Here is a 20,381-nt window from a genome sequence, read left to right as displayed (position 1 = left end):
TGAGTAGTCACCTCCGGAAAAGGGAACCGATGATTGCCAATATGCGGTTGTGCGGGACTGACCCCTTTCTTCTCCTTTCTTCCGAGTGGAAAGTGCCAAGTGTTGACCCCTTTCCTTGACCTCTTCACTCGTACAGTCGGGAGAATTACGGGAAAAAGGCAATTGGAATATCGCTCAGTTTGAAGAGGAAAGCCACAGTTTGCGTCTCGTCTTCTGAATATGAGGGAGAATTGCGCACTTCTTCTGCGTGATCGAGTAACGATTGCATACCTGATAATACGACTCGCTTTGCATCGGTTTGTGAATGAATGTTGTCATGAATTTGCGTTAGCATGTTTGACTGCGCTTTGCTGTAGTTTTTACTTTTAATGTCTTCAATAGCTCCGTCGAAAGTGTGGTCGTCTTTCCAGAATACTTCGTAGTAAGACACTGCTTGAATGAGGCTTGCGCGATATTCGGCGATGGGGGGCAGGAGGTTGTTGGTCTTGGTGACTGAGCTGGAAAAAAGGAACGCTTCGGGGTAATTCGCTGACGCAAAAGAACTCTTCATCCTGTCATAGTCGCTGCATTGAGTAAATATCGACCAGAGACCATAACAATAATATGTAATGAAAATGGCGAAGAAAATAGCTAAGTAGGAGGAAAGGGCCGCGGTGAGCCTGAGCGTCCGTCCGCGTCTGTTGTTTTTGCTAATGTGGCCGCTTGCTATCAACAAGAGGCTAAACCACCAAATGATGACAGCTGATAGAAGGCCTAGCGATAAGATGAGTTTGAAAACAGTTAACGGCGTGGGTCGCAGTAATTCAAGGTAGTTGCGAAATTGCTGAGACATAAATGACACCCAATAATGGCGAAAGACTGGACCGAGAAGTAAGGAGTTTATGATGCTGACTAGGGTGTAAGGAATAAAAACAACGCTTGAGAGGCAGACCATCGAAAAGAGCTTGCGCAGTTCTACTTGACGGAATGCGAGCTTCAGAACGAGCACAAGTAGCAAGGTTCCGATGATATGACTGCTACTTTCCCTCAGTGCAATCGAAAACCACCCATTATCGTGTTCAGGAGTTATGAGTGATGCAGCACTTAGAACGTCAGATAGAAGCAGATTGATGAAGAGGAATGCGCCAGGTGGTAGACTATGGGAGCTTGGAAAACTGAGATTCCTAGCGAGAGTCGTATCGGGATGCCTCAACATGGCCCAGAACAGCTTGGGAAACTTCTGGGCAATGCCTATGAGATCGGTCAGGGACTTATGGAAGTCGGAGGGGTTCACGAGCTGCTCAATGGAATGGATTAGCGACTTCGGTGTATGGTGTATGCCGCGCTCACGAATGAACGCTACTACGAGAACTGAGACAGCGGAAGCCCAAACGGTTATTTGTGTTCGTCGTCTCTCGCGCAAGCAGTTGGCGGGGGGAAGTACCCCTGCCCTTCCGATACTGTGGCTGAGCCTCCGGGACGGAGGCTGCTACACCCGGACGAGGAACGCCGCGTGGGGGCGCGAAACAGGGTTCTTGCGGGCTTGAATACGGCCTGATATTGGGGTACTTATTGGGGCGGGCAAGCGCTATGAATGAACGAATTGTTATTGATCCGGAAATCCAGCACGGCAAGCCCGTGATTCGTGGGACGCGCGTGCCGGTGGCGCGCATCCTGGGCGGATTGGCGGGCGGTATGACCCTCGACGAGGTTGGCCGCGAATATGATGTGACCGTGGAAGACATTCGGGCTGCCATCCGCTACGCCGAGGAACTTGTCGAACGGGAATCCCATCATCCGTTGCCCGCGTAGCGGTTTTCTCCCGTGCGCTTCCTGATCGATGCCGACCTGCCGCGGTCCAGCAAACCTTTATTGGAGAAATACGGTCACGAGGCGATTGATGTTCGGGACATTGGCCTGCGGCACGCGAAAGACCCGGTGATTGCCCGTTATGCGGTGGATCACCAAGCCTGTCTCATTACGGGGGACTTCGGTTTTGCCGATGTGCGTAATTACGCTCCCGCCAGCTATCACGGCATCGTCGTCCTGGAACTACCGCGCGATGCCGGCGCCAAGTTTATCCTCGGGCTGCTTGAGAGTTTTGTTCAACAAGCCGCCATCCTTGCGGTTCTGCCCGGCCAGTTGGCGATCGTTGAAGCCGGCCGCATTCGACTGCGACCGGGCTGAGGCGCGGTATATCTCGGAAGGCAGAAAAAGGGTTAGTCCCGCATAATTGCCTATTTGTGTTCATCGTCTCTCGCGAAAGTCGTTGGCGAGGGAAGAACACCTTAACGCTCAACACGTAACGTCCAACGCTCAACGCTCAAGTTTGGGCGATGGGATTCGGACGAGGGGGCCGAGGTGGCGAGGATTTGATGAACGGCGCGGCGCGATCCTCACGCTAACCCGAGGCAATCCGGTAGGCCATGCTTACGCCGACAATCACGGAAATGATGCTGATAATCGGAAACGTCCCATACATCAAATACAATGTCGCGACCACCGAAACCAGCGCAATGACTCCCGAAATAACGCCCAAAGTGTTGTCGGTCCCTTTGTAGAGAATCTTCGCTCCGAAAGCGGTCAACACGCCGATGCCGACGCCAAGCAATGGAAAACGAAAACCTGCCCATTCGTAAAATCCATACATAGCGCCGATGCCAATGAGCGCGCCAATGAACGCCCCCAGAGTGCCCAGTCCAAGATTGAACTCGCCTGCGGCTTTCGATGGAGCTTGCGCAACCGTCCGCGCTGCCGGGGGTGGCGGGACCTCTGCACGAACCGGCGCGGACTGTGGCCGCAGCTTGGGGAGGGATGGTGGCGGCTGGACGGTCAACGTCTGTGTAATCATTTCATTTGCGGCGGCTGTGCCGTCCACGCCGCAAAGCGGACAAGCAACCGTAGTCGGCATCTGACCATCCACCGGCTCAACGTCAAATTCGTATCGCTGGCCACATCCGCACTGAATTGTTACGGGTATCATAAATCCGACAACGCTCCGTGCTGTCTATCGTCCAGGCTCGGCGACCGGCGCGGGTAGTGAGGCCCGCCTGAACGGATGATGTTGTATTCTCAGTGAGTCGTCAAACTGAAACATAAAGGGGCCAGCCATTAAAAAGGGTCGGTCGCGCCTTTTACGGCTTGCGGTTCGGCCGGGCTGCGGCGGGGAGTGAGTGAGTGGGCGCTTCGGCGATTCTCCCGTCAAATTGACGTCTAAAACCCCAATGTTTACGGGGCCTTTGGAAAAAAACCTTCCAAAGCTTCCAAACCTTCCAAAGCTCGCTCACGGGTTTATTGGATGTTCAGGTAGGGTTGGTGGCGTGAAGAAGAGAAGCGTCATGATGGATCTTTGGGGTTGGCTCGGCATTTGGTTCGAGATTTCAAATGGCGGGACGGTGGTAAGCGGGCCGCTTGCCCGAGAATATGGCAATGACAGCGAACAACGGGCGGGAGTGGTGGGTGAGCAATGGTTAAACACAGCTAAACATGCTGAACGATGTGTAAGATTTTTGGCAGGAAAAAAATACCACAACCGGTTGTGGTGTTTTTTGGCGGGGGAGGAGATTTTTTTTGAAAATTACGTGCAAGGGAAAGAAATTGATGCGCAGCTGCCAACCCGCTATAGTGAACGCATGAAAGTCAAACTACTCGGTTTGTTGCTGGTCTTTGCACTCTTCCTTCCCTTCCGCGCGCTGGCTGAAACTGACGAAGCGCCCCGGGGCCAGAACGCTTTGCGTAAATTCGGTCGTGGTATCGCCAATGTGCTGTTCGGCATCGTGGAAGTTCCCAATCAGGTCACCAAGGTGACGTCGGAACACGGTGGCGGCGCAGGCGCAACGTACGGCGTTGGAAAAGGATTGGTGCGCTGGATTGGGCGCGAATTCACTGGTGTCTATGATATCATCACGTTCCCCGTTCCGTTCCCGAGGGGTTACAAGCCGATCATGCATCCGGAGTTCCCCGTGGAAGACTATGAGCCGTAGTTTCTGGTTCACGCTTTGTCTTTTCGGCGCCGTTGCCGGTGCGCAGGCGCAGCAGGATGTGGCGGCCGGGGATGCCGCTCTCGCGAAATTCGATCTTGTTGCGGCCCTCAAAGCCTACCGTGCCGCGCACACGCAATCGCCTGATAGTTACGAAGCCACTTGGAAACTCGCGCGAGCACTCGCCGATAGCAGTACGCTTTCCAAAGATCCAGCCGAGCAGAAACAGTACTGTGTGGACGCCGAACAACTGGCTCGCGCCGCCGTGAAGCTCAAGCCCGATGACTCGAAAGGTCACGCCTACCTGGCCGTGGCCGTCGGTAAGCTCGGACTGTATGAGGGCGGAAAACGCAAAGTCGAACTGGCCAATGAAGTGCAGAAGGAAGCCGAGCGGGCCATCAAGCTCAACAATAAGGAAGATCTCGGCTACCACGTGCTGGGCGTCTGGAACCGCGAAATGGTCGAGTTGAACTGGGTCTTGCGAAAGTTCGCCGAGTTGATCTACGGGAAATTTCCTTCCGCGTCGCTGGATGATGCAGTGCACGATCTCACGCGCGCCGCCCAGATCGCGCCGCAGACAGTCCCGCACCGCGTGGAACTTGGCATCACTTTCGCCTCCGGACGTCGGTGGCAGGAAGCCAACGATAACCTCCAGAAGGCGCTCGCCATGCCGAAAGCCTGGGTCACGGATGAGTATTATTGGGAGAAAGCACGCCAGGCGCTCCCACGAGTGAAGTCGCATCTTGACTAACGGGTCCATGGCAGTCCCCCCGGCACAAGTTCTCAGCGTCACAGAATTGACGCACCGTGTGAAAGGTCTGCTCGAAGAACGCTTCCCGAAGGTGTGGGTCGAGGGCGAGATCTCCAATGTTCGCTCTCCATCCTCCGGCCATATCTATTTCACACTTAAAGACGCCGGTGCGCAACTGGCCGTGGTCCTCTTTCGGGGCGTCGCGGCCAAGGTCGGGTTCAAGCTGAAAGACGGCTTGCAGGTCATCACGTTCGGTGACATCAGCGTTTATGAGAAGAGCGGGCAATACCAACTCGTTGCCCGCCAGCTTCTCCCGAAGGGATTCGGCGCCCTCCAGTTGGCCTTCGAGGAGATGAAGCAGCGTCTCGCCAAAGAAGGACTTTTTGATTCGTCGCGTAAGCGGTCAATTCCCGTGCTGCCACAACATATCGGGTTGGTCACATCGCCCACGGGTGCGGCGATCCGCGATTTCCTCAACATCATCGGCCGCCGCTTCCCCAACGTGCACATCGTTATCTACCCCGTGCGCGTGCAGGGCGAAGGCGCCGCTACAGAAATCGCCGCTGCCATCGACGACTTCAACACGCTCCATGCCTCCGGTCACCTACCTCTCGATGTACTTGTTGTTACCCGTGGTGGCGGCTCGCTCGAAGATCTGTGGGCTTTCAATGAAGAGTTGCTCGCCCGTGCGCTCGCCCGGTCCCAGATCCCAACGATTTCCGCTGTCGGGCATGAAATTGATTTCACCATTGCCGATTTCGTTGCAGATCTGCGGGCGCCAACACCCAGCGCTGCCGCAGAACTGGTCGTGAAGGCGAAAGAAGAATTCAAGCAGCGCATGGCCCAGCACCAGGTGCGTCTGCAAAGCGACTTACGGCTCCGGCTCAGCGCGGCCCGCCAGCGCTTTTCTGATTTGGCCTCCAACTACGTGTTTCGCCGACCCACGGAAATCATCCATGAATACCAGCAGCGAGTCGACGACTCGGGCCACCGTCTGGCGCTGGCCGCTCGGGCAATTCTCGCGGGGCAACGATCGCGGATGGCGACCGCCTCTGGAACATTCGCACTTCTCAGTCCCGGGGCGCTTCTGGCCAACGGACGGCGGCGAGTCGGTTCCAACGAACAGAGCCTCCGCATGGCGTGGGCTCACCGCTGGCAGGAAACGGGGCATCGCTTGGCCCAAGCCAGTGCCAAACTTGAGCTTCTCAGCCCGAACGCCACGTTGCGGCGGGGTTACAGTATTACGCTGGTTCCCGGGACCGGGGAGATCGTCCGCAGCGTAACGCACGTCAAGCCAGGAACCAAGATTTCCACCAAGGTGCTTGATGGCGCATTCGGTTCTGTGGTATCCTCCTCCACTGACGTATAATGAAAGGCAAGAAAAAGGGAGCCGAGCCCGTTCTGAGCAGGAACGGGCTAACGTTTGAGTCGGCCATCCAGCGGCTCGAGAAGATCGTTGCCGATATGGAGGCTGCGGAATTGCCGCTCGAGGAGGTTCTCAAGAAGTACGAGGAGGGCACCCGTTTGGTGCGGTTCTGCAGCCAGAAACTGGACGAAGCGGAGAAGAAAATCGAGATCCTCACCAAGAAGACCGATGGTAGTGTCTCACTGGAACCGTTTGAACCCGAACAGGTGGAAAGCGGTGAAGAAGAGTCCGCGGACGAGAGCGGTAAGTTATTCTGACAAGCAAGGAGCCTAGAATGGGACGTTATCTTGACATGATCAATTCGCCGGCTGACGTCAAGCTGCTCACGATGGAGCAACTGCAGACGCTGGCACAGGAAATCCGTGACGAATTGATCACGGTGCTGAGTAAGACGGGCGGCCACCTGGCGCCGAATCTCGGCGTGGTAGAGTTGACCATCGCACTACACCGCGTGTTTGAATCTCCCAAAGACAAATTCGTCTGGGACGTCAGCCACCAGGTCTACGTCCATAAGCTCCTGACCGGCCGTCGCGGGGAGTTTTCCAAAATTCGACAGACCGGCGGCCCCATGGGTTTCGCATTCCGTGCGGAAAGCCCCTACGATTGTTTTGGGGCTGGCCACGCAGGTACGGCGCTTTCCGCCGCGCTCGGGATGGCCGCAGCCCGTGACCAGGGCAAAACGGATGAGAACGTCATCTGCATCGCCGGTGACGCGGCCCTTACGAATGGCATCACGTACGAGGCGCTCAACAACATCAAAGCCACCACCAAGCGTTTCATTGCCATCCTTAATGATAATGAGTGGAGCATTGCGAAGAACGTCGGCGCAATTGCCGAGTACCTCAATCGCATTGTGCGCCATCCGTCTTACGCGGCGGCACACAAGCGGATCGACCACTTCCTCGAGCGCTTCCCCCGCGTCGGCCCCGAACTGGCGCAGATCGGCCATAAGGTGGAAGAGGCCGTCAAAGGCTTCATCGTCCCCAGCCTGCTGTTCGAGGAGTTTGGCCTCCGTTACATCGGCCCCGTCGACGGCCACAACACCCAGTTACTTATCGAGACGTTGACATGGGCCAAGCAGCAGGAGGTGCCGGTACTAATACACATTCTCACCAAGAAGGGCAAAGGCTATGAGAAAGCCATTGAGGACCCGCAAACGTTCCATGGCTGTGGACCATTTGACGTTGCCACTGGCAAGTCGCCGCCGAAGAAGGAAGGCGTGCCGGCCAATTATCAGGATGTTTTCGCTGACGCTCTTGTGCGGTTCTGTGACGTAAACAGCAAGCTTATCGGCATCACGGCTGCAATGCCCAGCGGCACGAGTCTTATTCGACTCCAGAAGGCGAAGCCTGACCGTTATTTCGACGTGGGTATCGCTGAGGAACATGGGGTCATTTTTGCGGCGGGTATGGCCACCATGGGGTACCGGCCTGTCTGCGCAATTTATTCCACGTTTCTTCAGCGCGCCTACGACTGCATCATTCACGATGTCGCGCTGCAGAACCTGGATGTGATCTTCGCCATGGATCGCGCCGGTTTGTCGGCCAATGACGGTCCAACTCATCATGGCGTGTTTGACATCGCCTATGCGCGATGCATACCACGGGCGATCCTTATGGCGCCCAAGGATGAAGACGAGTTTGTTGATATGTTGTGGACCGCGCTGCAAAATCATGGGCCCATTTTCATCCGCTATCCACGCGGTGCCGGTGAAGGTGTGCCTATCAAGGAACGTCCTGCCATCCTGCCGCTTGGCAAAGCCGAAGTGCTGCAGCACGGAACTGATGTCGCTGTGATTTTCTATGGCGCCATGACCAAGATGGCGCGCGAGACAGTTGCGGCCTTGCAAGCGGACGGCCTGTCGGTCGCCCTGATCAACGCGCGGTTCTGCAAGCCGATTGATCGTGAAGTGATTGAGAAATACGGACGCATCTGCAAGGTGCTTTGCACGCTGGAGGATCACGTGCTGATGGGCGGTTTTGGTAGCGCTGTCCTGGAGGCGCTCGAAGACTTGCGAATTGACACACCTGTCGCCCGCGTCGGTTGGCCCGATAATTTCCTCGAGCACGCCTCGAGCAACAAGGATCTCCAGGACAAGTATGGCCTGAACTCCAAAACCGCGGTTGCCCGGGTTAAGGAGCTGCTCGCGGAATCCGCGACGCGGCACGAGAAGCCCCAACAGTTTCGTGTGCTCGGCGCCGCAAGTGCACGTACAGCCTAGTGGGAGTCGGACTGCCCCGCAGTAAGCTTGGTGGCTACAACCATGCGTGAGCGTATCGATACCCAACTTGTTACCCGCGGTTTGGTGGAAAGCCGCGAGAAAGCGAAGCGCTTCATTCTCGCGGGAGCGGTCCGCGTTAATGGACAGCTCGCCCACAAGCCCAGCGAGCTTGTCGCGGAAGATGCCGTACTCCTCATTGAAGTTGCCGACAAATATGCCAGCCGCGGTGGCCACAAACTCGAAGCTGCACTTAACGCGTTCCAGATTTCCTGTCGTGGCCTCATTTGTGCCGATCTCGGCGCTTCCACGGGCGGTTTCACAGATTGCCTGTTACAGCGTGAAGCGGCGCGCGTGTATGCCGTAGATGTCGGCAAGGGCCAGCTCGACTGGAAGCTGCGCCAGAATGCACGCGTCGTCATCCACGACGAGATCAACGCGCGCAATCTCACGGTGGCCACTCTTGGCGAACTCGTTGATCTCACGACCATTGACGTCTCATTCATCTCCTTAACGAAGGTCCTGCCTGCGGCTGTCGGCATCCTCAAGGCTGGGGGCGCGATTGTGGCGCTTATCAAGCCACAATTCGAAGCGGGGAAAAAGCTCGTGAAAAAAGGTGGTGTTGTGCGAGACTCCCGGGTACACGACGCCGTGACGAAGATGATCCAGGACTTTGCAACGGAGACACTCGGGTTGACCCTGCTGGGAGTCATCGAGTCTCCCCTGCTCGGTCCAGCCGGCAACAAGGAATTTCTCATCGCACTTCACAAACCGTGAAACTCCGCATCCCAAGGACTGTAGGCGTCGCCGTGCACGCCGGGAAACCCCAAGCGCGTGACCGCTTGTGCGAATTGCTCTCGCTGCTCGAGGACAGCAAAGTCGATGTCCTGCTCGAACACGAAGCAGCCACCCTCGCAGCCAGGCCCCAGGCAGGCCGCACACTCAAGCACATCGGGAAAACAGCCGATCTCATCATCGTACTCGGTGGCGATGGCACGATTCTTCGTGTAGCCCGTGAACTGGAAGGCTCCGCCGCACCCCTTCTCGGCGTGAACCTGGGCAATCTTGGGTTCCTCACAAGTGTTCACGGCGACAAGCTGATGAGTGCTGTTCGTGAGATCTTGCGCGGCGAGTATCAGGTCAGCGAGCGCCAAGCGCTGCAGGCCACACTCTTGCGGGCCGGCCGACGCAAAGAAGCGCTTCGGGCCCTCAATGATGTCGTGGTTTCCCGCGGCGCGTTTTCGCGGATTGTGCGCCTCAGATTGTCAGTTGATGGTGAGTTGTTGACAGAATATGTATGCGACGGCATGATATTCGCCACGGCAACCGGTTCGACTGCATATTCGCTGAGTGCGGGCGGGCCGATTATGGTGCCGACAGCACGGGCGCTGATAATCACGCCCATCTGTCCGCATGCGTTGAGTAATCGTTCCGTCATCGCAGGCGAGAACTCAGTGGTTCACTGTCAGGTTATGGGTGCGGCCGGCGAATTGCTGTTAACGGTGGATGGCCAGGTGCAATTGCGGATGGAACCGGGCGATGAGGTGGAGGTTCGCCAATCGTCCCGCGCCATCCAATTGGTCACGCCGAAGAATCATTCGTATTTTGAAGTCCTAAGGAAGAAATTGAAATGGAGCGGTGCAAATGTCTAAAGGACCGAAACCTTCTCCATCGAAAATTGCGTCGTTGTTAAGTCCCGAGGCAATCCGACTGGAGTTGCAGGCGAAACAGAAAGTCGCGGCGCTGCGTGAAGTCGCGGAATTGCTGGCGCAAAGCAAATGTGTTGGCAATTTCGAGGCGTTCTTCAATGAAATCTTACAGCGCGAACGCGTCAGCAACACGGCTCTCGGCCACGATGTTGCGATTCCCCACGCGCGCACCGACCAGTGCTCCGACATCCTGATCGCCGTTGGCCGCAGCCGCGACGGGATTGATTTTGAAGCCAAAGATGGCCAACCCGTAAAGTTAATCTTCCTGATCGGCACACCGAAACAGATGGTGACCGATTACTTGCGCGTAGTGGGAACCCTCGCACGCCTGCTCCGGCAGGACGATCTCCGTCAGCACTTACTGGATGCCCCGGACGCCGCCGCATTTATCAAGATCATAGAAACTGCCGAGTCGTAACGCGAGCATCACGGCACCACGTCACGTTTTCAGTGAGGCCAGATAGCGCTCCGCGTCGATCGCTGCCGCGCAGCCAGTTCCCGCCGCTGTGACCGCCTGCCGGTATACGCGATCCACGCAGTCGCCTGCTGCGAACACACCCGCCACACTCGTGTAGGTGCCATTCTTGCAGAGGATGAAGCCGTCGCCGTCCCGATCAATTTGCCCCTTGAATAGATCCGTGGAAGGCACGTGGCCAATTGCTACGAATACGCCCGCACAGGGCAGTTCGGACGATGTGCCCGTCTTGACGTTCTTGAGTTGCACGCCGGTCACGATGCCCTTCTTGGAATCATAGATGTCCGTCACGGTCGTGTCCCATACGAGCTGAATCTTTGGATTCGCAAAGACCCGTTCAGCCATGATCTTCGAGGCGCGGAGGCTGTCGCGCCGGTGAATGAGATACACCTTCGACGCAAAGTGCGTCAGGTAAGTGGCCTCTTCACATGCCGAGTCTCCGCCGCCGACAACGACCAGGGTTTGGTTGCGAAACATCGGCAGGGCTCCGTCGCACGTTGCACAATACGTCACGCCTTTGCGCTCGAGCAATCCCTCGTTCTTCAGTCCCAGATGCCGATGTGAAGCGCCGGTTGCAATGATGATCGCCTTCGCTTCGACAACTTCATTGTCCAGCCACAACCGGGAAGGCGACTTGCTGAAATCAACTTTTGTCACGGTCACACCGTAGCGGGTCCGCGTGCCAAAACGTTCCGCCTGCTTCTGCATCGCCATCATCAATTCGGTGCCATCGACACCCTCGGGAAAACCCGGGTAGTTCTCAACGATGCTCGTCGTGGTGAGCAACCCGCCGGGTTGCTCGCCGGTGAGCAACAGCGGGTATAGATTCGCGCGCGCGGTGTACAGCGCCGCCGTCCAACCAGCGCAACCGGAGCCAATAATAATCACGTTTTCCATGTGCAATTCCAAACTCGTACCAACTAGGATGCGTGAGACTAATGGCAAGTTGCAGCGGCGGTCAAGGCTGGAGCCGGACTGGGCCGGTATCAGGATTGAACATGACCGCCCGGGGCGGCTGGTTTCGTGCTGTCCCGTCGAAGTTGCTCGGCCAGGATGATTGCGCGAGCCACTTCAACAAGTTTTCGATTCTCATTGCGCGCCGTCTTCTGCAGCTTGAGGTACGCGGCTTCCTCGTCGATGCCCGTTTGTCGCATCAGGATGCCTTTAGCCCGCTCAACAATCTTGCGCGACTCCAGGGCCTCGTTCATCTGCTGGATCTTCGCTTCCAAGTCCTTTGACTTCTTGAAGTTCGCGAGTGCCAACTCAATGGCCGGTTTGAGCTGCTCGCCGGTGAACGGTTTGACGAGATAGGCGTTGGCCCCGGCCCCGGCTGCCTCGCTGCCGAGACCGGACTCTGTATGAGCGCTCAGAATGATAACGGGTGTTGGGCGCTGGCTTTGAACGAGTCGCGCGGCCTCCAAGCCATCCATTTTCGGCATGCGAATGTCAAGTATGACCAGATCTGGATTGGTTTCACGCGCGAGGGCCACCGCCTGTTGACCGTCACCGGCTTCGCCGACGACTACATGTCCCATCGCCATGAGTATCTTCCTCACCACCATCAGCGTGAGACCATCGTCGTCGGCAATGAGGACTCGAAGAGCTTTCATCTAAACCTAAACAACCGCAGTCGCTTCTCCATTCGCATCTTAGTGCGGTCCCTTCCAAAGTCAAGCTCGTGCCGCCGCGAGCGCGGACGGGTTGCGTTCGGCAGGCCCCGGCCCATGTGGAACAACCTCAAATTGCAACTCGGCATGGACGCCGTCATCGCGCGAATGAATCTTCAGATCGCCGCGAAGATTTACTTGCGCCAGTTGCGCCACGATATTCATCCCCTGCCCTTCGAACTCACGCCAGTCCTTGCCATCGTCAAACCCGCCGCCATTGTCGGACACAACCAACAGTACATGAGTACTCTGTTGCCGGCATTGAATTTGGGCACGCAACGGCTGGCCCGCCGACGGGCAGCCGTGGAGGAAGGAATTGGAAACCAATTCGTTGACGATCAACGCGAGCGGCACGGCCTGGTCCGCCCCCAGCCACAAGTGTTCGACATCGACCGTCACTTCGGGCACTCCGTTTGTTCCCGGCTTGGAACTAACAAGCGTGTGCACGATGGTTGTAATCAATCTATGTACATCCACTTTCTCCGGCATCTCTTCACTCAACAGGTTGTGCACCTGCGCAATTGCCTGGATTCGCGTTATCGCCGTCCGCAGGAATTCCGTTGTCGATCCAACCTGGGCGGTGTCGGCCTCCAGTTGCAACAATCCAGAGATCATCTGCAAGTTGTTCTTGATGCGGTGATGCGCCTCCTCTATGAGCAACTGCAAGAGATGGTTCTTACGGCCGAGATCTTTCAACAGCTGTGCGTTGTCGATCGCCACCGCGGCCCGGCTGGCAAACGCCTCCATGAGTTCAAGATTTGCTGGCGTAAACTCAGCGGCGTTCAGACCGTGTCGCGTCAAGCTAAGGGCGCCGATAAGTTCATTACGGGAAATCAAGGGAACAACCAGGGCGGATCGAACACCCGTCGCGCGCAACACGGGACTATATCCATGCTCCACGACTTCCTGACGGGTGAATATCCTCCCCTGACGGTGCGGCCGAATCTGACCGAAGAGACCGAGCGTCGCCGGATAGCGCATGCCGATGAGTCGCGTAAAGTTTGTGCTGGCGGCGACGATCTCCACACGTTCCTCCACCGCGTCGTAGTGGGAAATGTAGGCGGCGCCGGCCTTGAGCAGCGTAGCAGCACGCTGCAGAATGCGCTGCAGCAGCGGCTCTAATTCGAGTTGTTGGGCGCTGCCACTGCTGATGTCCACCAGCGCCGTGAGCTTTTCGTTCTCCCGGAGTTGCGTCTCGTACAACCTGGCGTTGACAAGCGCGATACCCAGCTGATTCCCCATGGCCGTGATCATCTCCACAACTTCCGGGGTGAACTCAATCGGTTGGCGATTCACCAGAGCGAGCGTTCCCAGCAACTCGCCTTTCGCCCTCACAGGCACCACGATGATCGCTCGGAAGCCGTATGGCGCCGCCATGGATGGGACGGCAGGCGGGTGCACGGTCATATCGCCTATCACCACCGCTTGGCCGGATGCTGCCACGTAGCCGGGCGTGCCTTCACCCCACTTCAAGACGCCGACTTCTTCTACAAACTTGTCGGGCAGCCCCATTTGCAGGTAGAGACGTAGCTGCTGCAGTTTCAGATCGGCAAGATAGATGGCCCCACCGTTCATGCCCGCACTTTCCAAGGCGACCTCAAGTGTATTCCGGGCGATCTCGTCGATATTCAGGGAAGAATTGGCCACCGCAGCCAACGCAGTAAGGGCCGCGAGCTGCCGATTTCGCCGGAGCAATTGTTGTTGGCGTTGGCGTGCCTGGGTAACATCGCGGACGATGAACTGCAATTCACTTACGTGCTCTCCCTCACGCGAGAACACGCTGCCGCTGCACTGCAAGTCGATCCACAACCCGTCCTTGCGATGAAAACGGTATTCGAGATTGTGGATGGCTTCACCACCCATCAGAGTGTTGAACGCGCGCCGCACGGTTTCAACATCTTCCGTGTGGACGTACTCCAACAAACCCGTCCGTGCCACCTCGTACAGGGCATAGCCAAAGATCCGCGGGAAGGCGCTGTTGACAAACCGCGGCCGTCCCGATGTATCCGCGATGTAAATCGCGTCGTCAGAGTTCTCAACCAACGCGCGGTATTGCTCTTCGCTCGCGCGTAAATCGGCCTGTAACTGCGCGTGCACCATTGCGTTGCCGATTTGGTTGCTGACCACCTCGATCAGATCAACGTCGGCCGCGTCGAATTTCCGCAACTTGTACGTGCCCAGCCCCAGCAACCCGACGACGAACCCGTGCGCGCGAATAGGTACCAGCACGGCTGAATGAAATCCCGCACGTACGACATCGGTGCGGAATACGTGCGTGTTCAAGGTGAAGTCCTCAATGATGCGCGCCTCGCCATTCAGAACGGCATCAATGATCTCCGTACCCTTGGGCAATACGGTCACTTGTCGAACAAACGCTTCGTTCAGCCCGCGCCAGGCAAACATATGAAGAGCCTTGTCTGTATCCTGCCAGATATACACCGAGCCTGCATCCACTTTCATCACAGCCAGGATGGCATCGAGAGCGTTGTCGGCAATCTCCTTGAGGTTGAGGGTGCGGTTGATGGCGTCGGCAACGAAATTGATTGCCGTCAAGCGTGGGTCGCGCAAGGGCTTCGGCGCGGACGTGGTGGGATCAGGAGATTTCATCGCGGCCAGCCACGTAACTACCTATACCAGAAAAGCAGTGTCTTTTCACCAACTATTCTTGATATTATGGCGCAACTTATGAGCAACCTCGACAAACTGGAAGAGATATTTCGCCTGCAAGAGCAACTCAATGAGCGCATCGGCGTGGACACTACCAAGATGACCGACGAACAGCGCCAACAGTGGGTGCTCAACTACTGCCGCGCCATGACACAGGAAGTCGCCGAATTGACCGACAGCGTCCCGTGGAAATGGTGGGCCAAATACCAGAAGTTCGACAAACAGAACGCCCGCGTTGAAGTTATCGACTTGTTACACTTTCTCGTTTCCATCGCCCAGGTCCTCGAGATGACCCCGGCTGATTTCTATGAGGCCTACGCCAAGAAGCACCAGGTCAATCTGGCCCGGCAGGACAGCGGCTACCAGACCAAGGACGAACATGACAGCAAGCACATTTGAGCGAAATTCGCATCGTGTCTGGAAACGTCGACGGCTTCCTTCGGTAAGGAAGCCGTGACGATAATGCTTATTGTATGAAGTGTCCTAAGATTCCGTTCCGGCTTCTTCCTTCTTCTTGCCGGCTGCCTTCTTGGCCTTGGGCACTTTTATTTCCTTTGCTGCCGGCTCCTCGGTCTTGTCACTCTTCTCGGAATCGGGCGCAGCCGTAACGGTGCCCGTCCACTCGAGAATGGCTATCTCGGCGGCGTCACCCATGCGTTGGCCGACGCGCACGATGCGCGTGTAACCGCCGTTGCGATCGCCGTGCTGTTTTCCGAGCTCCGCAAAGAGCTTCTCGACAGCGGGCTTATGCCGCAGGAACGCGATGGCCTGGCGACGATGGTGCAGCGTACCTTTCTTAGCGAGCGTGATCATCCTGTCGGCGTAACGGCGCGCGACCTTGGCCTTGGCAATTGTGGTCCGGATGCGGCTGTGTTCAATCAGGCTACACACAAGGTTGGCCAGTGTGGAGCGCCGATGCTGGGACTTCATCCCGAGTTTGGCTGTACGTTTACGATGTCGCATGACGTTGTGTCCCCTGTGTCAGTCCGACGCTTATTCCGTCGCCGGTGCCGTGCCGGAAAGCACGGCTTCCACACCCTTGTTCGGATCCACCGCTTCAAGCAGGGCCGCATCGAATTTCATTCCAAGCGTCAGGCCAAGCGCGGAGAGCTTTTCCTTGATCTCGTTCAGCGACTTCTTGCCGAAGTTGCGGTACTTGAGCATTTCCTGCTCGGTTTTCATGGCCAATTGGCCAACTGTGGTGATATTGGCGTTGTTCAGGCAGTTTGCGGCGCGAACGCTGAGTTCGATCTCGTTGACGCTCATGTTAAGGATCTTCTTCAGTTTCGCCTGCTCAACGCTGACCTTCTCGCCCGCCTCCTCGAATTCAACCACAACATTCTTATCGTAATCGCAGAAGACATCGAGGTGGTGACGCAGGATACTCGTGGATTGCACCATGGCATCTTCAGGTGTGATGCGCCCGTCGGTCCAGACCTCAATAATGAGCTTGTCGTAATCCGTGCGCTGGCCAACACGCGTGTCTTCGATACTGTAGCGCACACGGCGCACGGGCGAGAACAGTGAGTCGATGGCGATCACACCGATCGTTTGTTCTTCCTTCTTATTCTCTTCCGCCGGGCAAAAGCCGCGCCCCACTTTGATTTCGAGCTCGGCTTCAAAGTGCATCTTCTTATCAATCGTGCAAATATGCTGTTCAGGGTTGAGCACTTCCACGACTTGGTCGCTCTTGATGTCGGCGGCGGTTACGGCACCCTCCTTGTTGGCGGAAAGATAAACCACATGCGCCTCCCGGCTATGGGACTTCAACAGCACCCGCTTCAGGTTAAGCACGATGTCGGTCACGTCTTCGACAACACCGGGAATGCTCGTAAACTCGTGCGGCGCACCTTCGATCTTGACAGAGCTGACCGCAGCGCCTTCGAGCGAGCTCAGCAGCACTCGGCGCAGCGAGTTGCCGATGGTATGGCCGTAACCCGCTTCGAGGGGTTCGGCAATAAACTTGGCGTATGTCGGCGTGGCGGTGGCATCATCACGAACCAACCGCTTGGGCATTTCAAAACGACCTAGACGAACGGGCATGGTGAACTTCTCCTCTGAGTCGGGTTTCCCGCGTTCTAGAAGCGCGGACCTACGACTCGTTGTCGCGTCCGAGGAGCGGACATCGGTTTTGGTTATCTAGAATAAAACTCGACGATTAACTGTTCATTAACGATTGGCTGAATCTCATCCCTTGAAGGAATGCGAACGACCTGCCCCTTGAATGCGTCCCGCGTGAAAGAGATCCAGCTCGGCACGGGTCGCACTTGCGCCGACTCCAAACTCTTCGTGGCCAACTGGCGCGTCGCGGGGGTTTCCCGGACCTCGATCACATCGCCGGGCTTCACGTTGAACGACGGCGACGATACCTTACGACCGTTCACGCGGATGTGTCCGTGGGTGACCATCTGTCGTGCAGCCGGGCGCGTCGTCGCAAAACCAATGCGAAAAACGACGTTGTCGAGACGTGTTTCGAGCAACTGCAACAGCGTTTCACCCGTAACGCCACGTTTCTTCAGCGCTTTTTCGAACATCCGACGGAATTGCGCTTCCATCAGTCCATACTGGTAACGCAACTTCTGCTTCTCGGCCAATCCCAAGCCGTAGTCGCTCTGCTTGCGCCGCGACTTTTTGGGGCCGTGCACACCGGGTGGATACGCGCGTCGCTCCAGGTACTTCGACGGGCCGAATATTGGTTGGCCGAATCGGCGACTAATGCGAACTCGTGGTCCTTTGTATCGTGCCATGGTAACGAAATCTCCTGACTATACGCGGCGGCGCTTCGGGGGCCGGCAACCGTTGTGCGGAACCGGTGTCACGTCTTTGATTACTGTGATCTCCAGGCCGATGGCCTGCAATGCGCGGATCGCCGACTCGCGTCCGGTACCGGGACCCTTCACCCACACTTCAATTTCCTTCAGTCCGTGAGCCATACCCTGTCGCGCGGCGTCCTGGGCCACCAACTGCGCCGCGTATGCTGTGCTTTTGCGCGAACCCTTGAAGCCGACACGGCCCGCGCTCGACCAACCGATCACCTTTCCCTTGAGATCGGTAATTGAGACCACGGTGTTGTTGAATGTGGCCATAATGTGGGCAATGCCTTGGAAAACGTTCTTGCTGTGCTTGGCCTTGACGACCTTCTTGGCCACTTCGCCTTCAGCCAGGGCCTCGGCAGCCGTCGTCGGCACCGCGGGCGCTGCCGGTGCAGCAACGGCTCCCGTCACTTCGGCCTTTGGTGCGGGTACGCTGGCCTCAGCAGCGGGGGCTGCCGGCTTCGCTTTTGATTCCTCGGATTTCTTTGGTGCTTCTTTAGCCATCGTGCTCCTTCAAATTGAAAATATGATCAGGCCTTTGGGGCTGCCTTGGATTCCTTGGCGCGGGTGACGCCGACCGTCTTACGCGGTCCTTTGCGGGTACGCGCGTTTGTTGACGTGCGCTGACCGCGCACCGGCAAGCCTTTCTTATGACGAGTTCCGCGGTAGCAATTGATACTCATCAAGCGCTTGATGTTCGTCTGCAGTTCGCGACGCAGGTCGCCTTCGATTCGATACGTCTGCAGCACCGTCGACAGGTGCGAAAGCTGTTCGTCATTCAAGTCCTTCGCGCGAACGTTTGGATCGACGTTCGCCTTCTCACAGGCTTGAAGCGCGGTCGTCGGGCCGATCCCGTAAATGTAACGGAGCGCGATCCCGATCTTCTTTTGGTCTGGTACTTCTACACCGATCAAACGTGCCATAGCTACACCTCTACCCTTGACGCTGTTTGTGACGCGGATTGGTGCAAATTACGCGCACCACTCCCTTGCGCCGCACAACTTTGCAGCGTTCGCACAATCGTTTCACCGAAGGTTTAACTTTCATTTTTATCCTGTTTCCTTACTACTCTTTCTGCCGAAACGTAATCCGTCCCTTACCCAGATCATACGGTGACATTTCAATCATCACCTTGTCACCCGGTAACAACCGAATAAAATGCAGTCGCATCTTACCCGAAACATGCGCCAAAACTCGATGCTTATTCGGCAACTCCACCCGAAACATCGTGTTCGGCAGCAATTCGACTACCGTGCCTTCGACTCGTATGGGCTCTTCCTTAGCCACGTCAAAATCTCTGCATCTCCATCCGTTACGAGTACCGTGTGCTCGAAGTGTGCGCTAGGCGCACCATCAGCCGACACCACGGTCCAACCATCACTCAACATCACGACATCCTTTGTGCCGGCATTGATCATCGGCTCGATGGCCAAGGTCATGCCCGGCTTTAATTTCGGCCCGTCCCCGGACCGACCATAGTTCGGTATCTGCGGCTCTTCGTGCATCTTCCGTCCTACGCCGTGTCCGACAAATTCACGGACCACCGAAAACCCTTGCGACTCGACAGTCATTTGCACCGCGTGCGATATATCGCCCACTCGATTGCCTGCCCGCGCCGCCGCGATCCCCGCCTGCAGTGCCTGTTGCGTCACCTGGAGCAGCTGCTGCGTCCGCGCCTCGACAACACCAACAGCTACCGTCGTCGCATTATCCCCGACAAACCCATCCAAAATGATACCGATATCGAGACTGACAATATCGCCGTATTGCACGCGCCGCTTGCTCGGGATACCGTGCACAACTTCCTCGTTCACAGACACACAGATATGCCCGGGGTAGCCCTTGTATCCGAGAAACGGGCTCTTGCCCCCGACCTTCGCGATCAACTCGGCCGCAACGTCGTTCAACTCAGCCGTCGTGCGTCCGGGCTGTACTTCCCGCACAACCGCAGCCAATGCCTCCGCCGCCGCGTTACATGCGGCTCGCATCCGCTCAATCTCGTCTGGCGTCTTGATTACGATCACGACTGCAACAATCCCACAATATCCGCAAAGACTTTGTCTTTCTGTTGACCGCCATCCACACGCTTCAGGATTCCCGCCCGTTCGTAGTACTTTACCACATCCAGCGTCAACTCGTCATAGATATCCAACCGCTTCCGCACGGTGTCCGCTGTGTCGTCCGCGCGCTGTACCAGTTTGCCGCCACATCTGTCGCAGATCCCCAGCCTCTGTGGGGGCACGAACTTGCTATGATACAGCGTACCGCATTTTTCGCAACTCAGCCGTCCAAGCACACGCTGGAGAATATCCTCTTCCCTGGCATCGAGCAGTATGGCCACCGTGACGGGCATCTCTCTCTCACGCAGCACGCGGTCAAAGGCCTCGGCCTGCGCGCGAGTTCGCGGGAACCCATCAAAGATGAACCCACTGTCTTGGCCATGCTCGTCAAGCCAAAGCCGCACGACCTCAATCGTAATTTCATCGGGCACCAACTGCCCTTTGTCAATGAACTGCTTCGCCGCTTCGCCGACCGGTCCGCCTTTTCGGATCGCCTCGCGGAACATCTGTCCTGTCGAAACGTGTGGGACACCAAGCGCGGTGCTCAACGCCGCGGCGGCCGTGCCTTTGCCAGACGCCGGCGGTCCCAAAAACACCATGCGGTGCTGACCCACGTCAGTCACCCCCTCGCCGCCG

The 20,381-nt window shown here is 56.9% G+C and carries 25 protein-coding genes; 11 read left to right on the top strand and 14 right to left on the bottom strand.

Features of this window, described 5'->3' with window-relative positions; all coding sequences use genetic code 11:
• Window positions 1–145: 145 nt before the first annotated feature.
• The gene (locus VNL17_02935) at window positions 146–1,273 is read right to left on the bottom strand and encodes a hypothetical protein (protein ID HXI83027.1); all 1,128 of its coding nucleotides are present in this window, start codon (window positions 1,271–1,273) and stop codon (window positions 146–148) included.
• 296 nt (window positions 1,274–1,569) lie between these two features.
• Here VNL17_02935 and VNL17_02930 point away from each other — a divergent pair, with 296 nt between their 5' ends.
• Together VNL17_02930 and VNL17_02925 are read left to right on the top strand one after the other, a co-directional pair.
• Window positions 1,570–1,791 (top strand): DUF433 domain-containing protein, encoded by a 222-nt coding sequence (locus VNL17_02930; GenBank protein ID HXI83026.1) that lies wholly within the window; start codon window positions 1,570–1,572, stop codon window positions 1,789–1,791.
• A gap of 12 nt (window positions 1,792–1,803) precedes the next feature.
• The gene (locus tag VNL17_02925; GenBank protein HXI83025.1) at window positions 1,804–2,166 is read left to right on the top strand and encodes a DUF5615 family PIN-like protein; all 363 of its coding nucleotides are present in this window, start codon (window positions 1,804–1,806) and stop codon (window positions 2,164–2,166) included.
• A 214-nt stretch (window positions 2,167–2,380) separates the two neighbouring features.
• Here the strand turns inward: VNL17_02925 and VNL17_02920 are convergent, their stop codons facing one another.
• Window positions 2,381–2,890 (bottom strand): hypothetical protein, encoded by a 510-nt coding sequence (locus VNL17_02920; protein ID HXI83024.1) that lies wholly within the window; start codon window positions 2,888–2,890, stop codon window positions 2,381–2,383.
• Between the two features lie 427 nt (window positions 2,891–3,317).
• On the opposite strand from VNL17_02920, the gene VNL17_02915 reads away from it, so the two are divergent.
• Genes VNL17_02915 through VNL17_02880 form a run of 8 tightly spaced genes read left to right on the top strand, consistent with a single transcriptional unit; the run spans window position 3,318 to window position 10,481 of the window.
• Entirely contained in the window at window positions 3,318–3,962 is a 645-nt protein-coding gene (locus VNL17_02915; GenBank protein ID HXI83023.1) for an exosortase system-associated protein, TIGR04073 family, read from the top strand.
• Window positions 3,952–4,710 (top strand): hypothetical protein, encoded by a 759-nt coding sequence (locus VNL17_02910; GenBank protein HXI83022.1) that lies wholly within the window; start codon window positions 3,952–3,954, stop codon window positions 4,708–4,710. The genes VNL17_02915 and VNL17_02910 overlap by 11 nt, the downstream gene beginning before the upstream one ends.
• 7 nt (window positions 4,711–4,717) lie before the next feature.
• Window positions 4,718–6,079, top strand: coding sequence for an exodeoxyribonuclease VII large subunit (gene xseA, locus VNL17_02905; GenBank protein HXI83021.1), 1,362 nt, complete (start codon window positions 4,718–4,720; stop codon window positions 6,077–6,079).
• Window positions 6,079–6,393, top strand: a complete 315-nt coding sequence (gene xseB, locus VNL17_02900) for an exodeoxyribonuclease VII small subunit (protein HXI83020.1) — start codon at window positions 6,079–6,081, stop codon at window positions 6,391–6,393. Before xseA ends, xseB begins: the two co-directional genes overlap by 1 nt.
• Window positions 6,394–6,410: 17 nt before the next feature.
• On the top strand, window positions 6,411–8,357 hold the full coding sequence (dxs, locus tag VNL17_02895; GenBank protein HXI83019.1) for a 1-deoxy-D-xylulose-5-phosphate synthase: 1,947 nt from the start codon (window positions 6,411–6,413) through the stop codon (window positions 8,355–8,357).
• 42 nt (window positions 8,358–8,399) lie between these two features.
• The gene (locus VNL17_02890; GenBank protein HXI83018.1) at window positions 8,400–9,131 is read left to right on the top strand and encodes a TlyA family RNA methyltransferase; all 732 of its coding nucleotides are present in this window, start codon (window positions 8,400–8,402) and stop codon (window positions 9,129–9,131) included.
• Window positions 9,128–10,006 (top strand): NAD(+)/NADH kinase, encoded by an 879-nt coding sequence (locus VNL17_02885; protein HXI83017.1) that lies wholly within the window; start codon window positions 9,128–9,130, stop codon window positions 10,004–10,006. The genes VNL17_02890 and VNL17_02885 overlap by 4 nt, the downstream gene beginning before the upstream one ends.
• The gene (locus VNL17_02880; protein ID HXI83016.1) at window positions 9,999–10,481 is read left to right on the top strand and encodes a PTS sugar transporter subunit IIA; all 483 of its coding nucleotides are present in this window, start codon (window positions 9,999–10,001) and stop codon (window positions 10,479–10,481) included. The genes VNL17_02885 and VNL17_02880 overlap by 8 nt, the downstream gene beginning before the upstream one ends.
• Before the next feature lie 21 nt (window positions 10,482–10,502).
• On the opposite strand, the gene trxB is transcribed toward VNL17_02880, so the two are convergent.
• From trxB to VNL17_02865, 3 genes are all read right to left on the bottom strand, one after another.
• Window positions 10,503–11,435, bottom strand: coding sequence for a thioredoxin-disulfide reductase (gene trxB, locus VNL17_02875; GenBank protein HXI83015.1), 933 nt, complete (start codon window positions 11,433–11,435; stop codon window positions 10,503–10,505).
• An 89-nt stretch (window positions 11,436–11,524) separates the two neighbouring features.
• Entirely contained in the window at window positions 11,525–12,148 is a 624-nt protein-coding gene (locus VNL17_02870) for a response regulator (protein HXI83014.1), read from the bottom strand.
• 60 nt (window positions 12,149–12,208) lie between these two features.
• Window positions 12,209–14,812: a GAF domain-containing protein gene (locus VNL17_02865; protein ID HXI83013.1), complete on the bottom strand. Its 2,604-nt coding sequence runs from the start codon at window positions 14,810–14,812 to the stop codon at window positions 12,209–12,211.
• A gap of 66 nt (window positions 14,813–14,878) precedes the next feature.
• Between VNL17_02865 and VNL17_02860 the strand changes: the two genes are divergently transcribed.
• The gene (locus VNL17_02860; protein ID HXI83012.1) at window positions 14,879–15,271 is read left to right on the top strand and encodes a dUTPase; all 393 of its coding nucleotides are present in this window, start codon (window positions 14,879–14,881) and stop codon (window positions 15,269–15,271) included.
• An 84-nt stretch (window positions 15,272–15,355) separates the two neighbouring features.
• Here the strand turns inward: VNL17_02860 and rplQ are convergent, their stop codons facing one another.
• The 9 genes from rplQ to VNL17_02815 all read right to left on the bottom strand — a co-directional run bounded on the left by rplQ (window position 15,356) and on the right by VNL17_02815 (window position 20,359).
• Window positions 15,356–15,835: a 50S ribosomal protein L17 gene (gene rplQ, locus VNL17_02855; protein HXI83011.1), complete on the bottom strand. Its 480-nt coding sequence runs from the start codon at window positions 15,833–15,835 to the stop codon at window positions 15,356–15,358.
• 30 nt (window positions 15,836–15,865) lie between these two features.
• Complete coding sequence (locus VNL17_02850; GenBank protein ID HXI83010.1) at window positions 15,866–16,915, bottom strand: DNA-directed RNA polymerase subunit alpha; 1,050 nt, start codon at window positions 16,913–16,915, stop codon at window positions 15,866–15,868.
• A 92-nt stretch (window positions 16,916–17,007) separates the two neighbouring features.
• Window positions 17,008–17,619: a 30S ribosomal protein S4 gene (gene rpsD / locus VNL17_02845; protein HXI83009.1), complete on the bottom strand. Its 612-nt coding sequence runs from the start codon at window positions 17,617–17,619 to the stop codon at window positions 17,008–17,010.
• Between the two features lie 18 nt (window positions 17,620–17,637).
• Complete coding sequence (gene rpsK, locus VNL17_02840; protein ID HXI83008.1) at window positions 17,638–18,189, bottom strand: 30S ribosomal protein S11; 552 nt, start codon at window positions 18,187–18,189, stop codon at window positions 17,638–17,640.
• Window positions 18,190–18,215: 26 nt separating this feature from the next.
• Complete coding sequence (rpsM, locus tag VNL17_02835; GenBank protein ID HXI83007.1) at window positions 18,216–18,608, bottom strand: 30S ribosomal protein S13; 393 nt, start codon at window positions 18,606–18,608, stop codon at window positions 18,216–18,218.
• Between the two features lie 10 nt (window positions 18,609–18,618).
• A complete protein-coding gene (gene rpmJ / locus VNL17_02830; GenBank protein ID HXI83006.1) occupies window positions 18,619–18,732 on the bottom strand; it encodes a 50S ribosomal protein L36 in 114 nt (37 codons plus the stop codon).
• An 18-nt stretch (window positions 18,733–18,750) separates the two neighbouring features.
• A complete protein-coding gene (gene infA / locus VNL17_02825; protein HXI83005.1) occupies window positions 18,751–18,972 on the bottom strand; it encodes a translation initiation factor IF-1 in 222 nt (73 codons plus the stop codon).
• Window positions 18,933–19,709 (bottom strand): type I methionyl aminopeptidase, encoded by a 777-nt coding sequence (gene map / locus VNL17_02820; protein ID HXI83004.1) that lies wholly within the window; start codon window positions 19,707–19,709, stop codon window positions 18,933–18,935. Before map ends, infA begins: the two co-directional genes overlap by 40 nt.
• Complete coding sequence (locus VNL17_02815; protein HXI83003.1) at window positions 19,706–20,359, bottom strand: adenylate kinase; 654 nt, start codon at window positions 20,357–20,359, stop codon at window positions 19,706–19,708. The genes map and VNL17_02815 overlap by 4 nt, the downstream gene beginning before the upstream one ends.
• Window positions 20,360–20,381: the final 22 nt, after the last annotated feature.

The sequence above is a fragment of the Verrucomicrobiia bacterium genome (assembly GCA_035577545.1).
Taxonomy (GTDB): Bacteria; Verrucomicrobiota; Verrucomicrobiia; order Palsa-1439; family Palsa-1439; genus Palsa-1439.
This window is presented reverse-complemented; position numbering and strand designations above follow the sequence as displayed.

Bases quoted from the DNA above. Each gene is read 5' to 3' on its own strand.
- VNL17_02930 (HXI83026.1), top strand. From the start codon at position 1,570: ATGAATGAACGAATTGTTATTGATCCGGAAATCCAGCACGGCAAGCCC.
- VNL17_02920 (HXI83024.1), bottom strand. From the start codon at position 2,890: ATGCCGACTACGGTTGCTTGTCCGCTTTGCGGCGTGGACGGCACAGCC.
- VNL17_02915 (HXI83023.1), top strand. From the start codon at position 3,318: ATGATGGATCTTTGGGGTTGGCTCGGCATTTGGTTCGAGATTTCAAAT.
- VNL17_02910 (HXI83022.1), top strand. From the start codon at position 3,952: ATGAGCCGTAGTTTCTGGTTCACGCTTTGTCTTTTCGGCGCCGTTGCC.
- xseA (HXI83021.1), top strand. From the start codon at position 4,718: ATGGCAGTCCCCCCGGCACAAGTTCTCAGCGTCACAGAATTGACGCAC.
- xseB (HXI83020.1), top strand. From the start codon at position 6,079: ATGAAAGGCAAGAAAAAGGGAGCCGAGCCCGTTCTGAGCAGGAACGGG.
- dxs (HXI83019.1), top strand. From the start codon at position 6,411: ATGGGACGTTATCTTGACATGATCAATTCGCCGGCTGACGTCAAGCTG.
- VNL17_02890 (HXI83018.1), top strand. From the start codon at position 8,400: ATGCGTGAGCGTATCGATACCCAACTTGTTACCCGCGGTTTGGTGGAA.
- VNL17_02880 (HXI83016.1), top strand. From the start codon at position 9,999: ATGTCTAAAGGACCGAAACCTTCTCCATCGAAAATTGCGTCGTTGTTA.
- trxB (HXI83015.1), bottom strand. From the start codon at position 11,435: ATGGAAAACGTGATTATTATTGGCTCCGGTTGCGCTGGTTGGACGGCG.
- VNL17_02870 (HXI83014.1), bottom strand. From the start codon at position 12,148: ATGAAAGCTCTTCGAGTCCTCATTGCCGACGACGATGGTCTCACGCTG.
- VNL17_02865 (HXI83013.1), bottom strand. From the start codon at position 14,812: ATGAAATCTCCTGATCCCACCACGTCCGCGCCGAAGCCCTTGCGCGAC.
- VNL17_02860 (HXI83012.1), top strand. From the start codon at position 14,879: ATGGCGCAACTTATGAGCAACCTCGACAAACTGGAAGAGATATTTCGC.
- rplQ (HXI83011.1), bottom strand. From the start codon at position 15,835: ATGCGACATCGTAAACGTACAGCCAAACTCGGGATGAAGTCCCAGCAT.
- VNL17_02850 (HXI83010.1), bottom strand. From the start codon at position 16,915: ATGCCCGTTCGTCTAGGTCGTTTTGAAATGCCCAAGCGGTTGGTTCGT.
- rpsD (HXI83009.1), bottom strand. From the start codon at position 17,619: ATGGCACGATACAAAGGACCACGAGTTCGCATTAGTCGCCGATTCGGC.
- rpsK (HXI83008.1), bottom strand. From the start codon at position 18,189: ATGGCTAAAGAAGCACCAAAGAAATCCGAGGAATCAAAAGCGAAGCCG.
- rpsM (HXI83007.1), bottom strand. From the start codon at position 18,608: ATGGCACGTTTGATCGGTGTAGAAGTACCAGACCAAAAGAAGATCGGG.
- rpmJ (HXI83006.1), bottom strand. From the start codon at position 18,732: ATGAAAGTTAAACCTTCGGTGAAACGATTGTGCGAACGCTGCAAAGTT.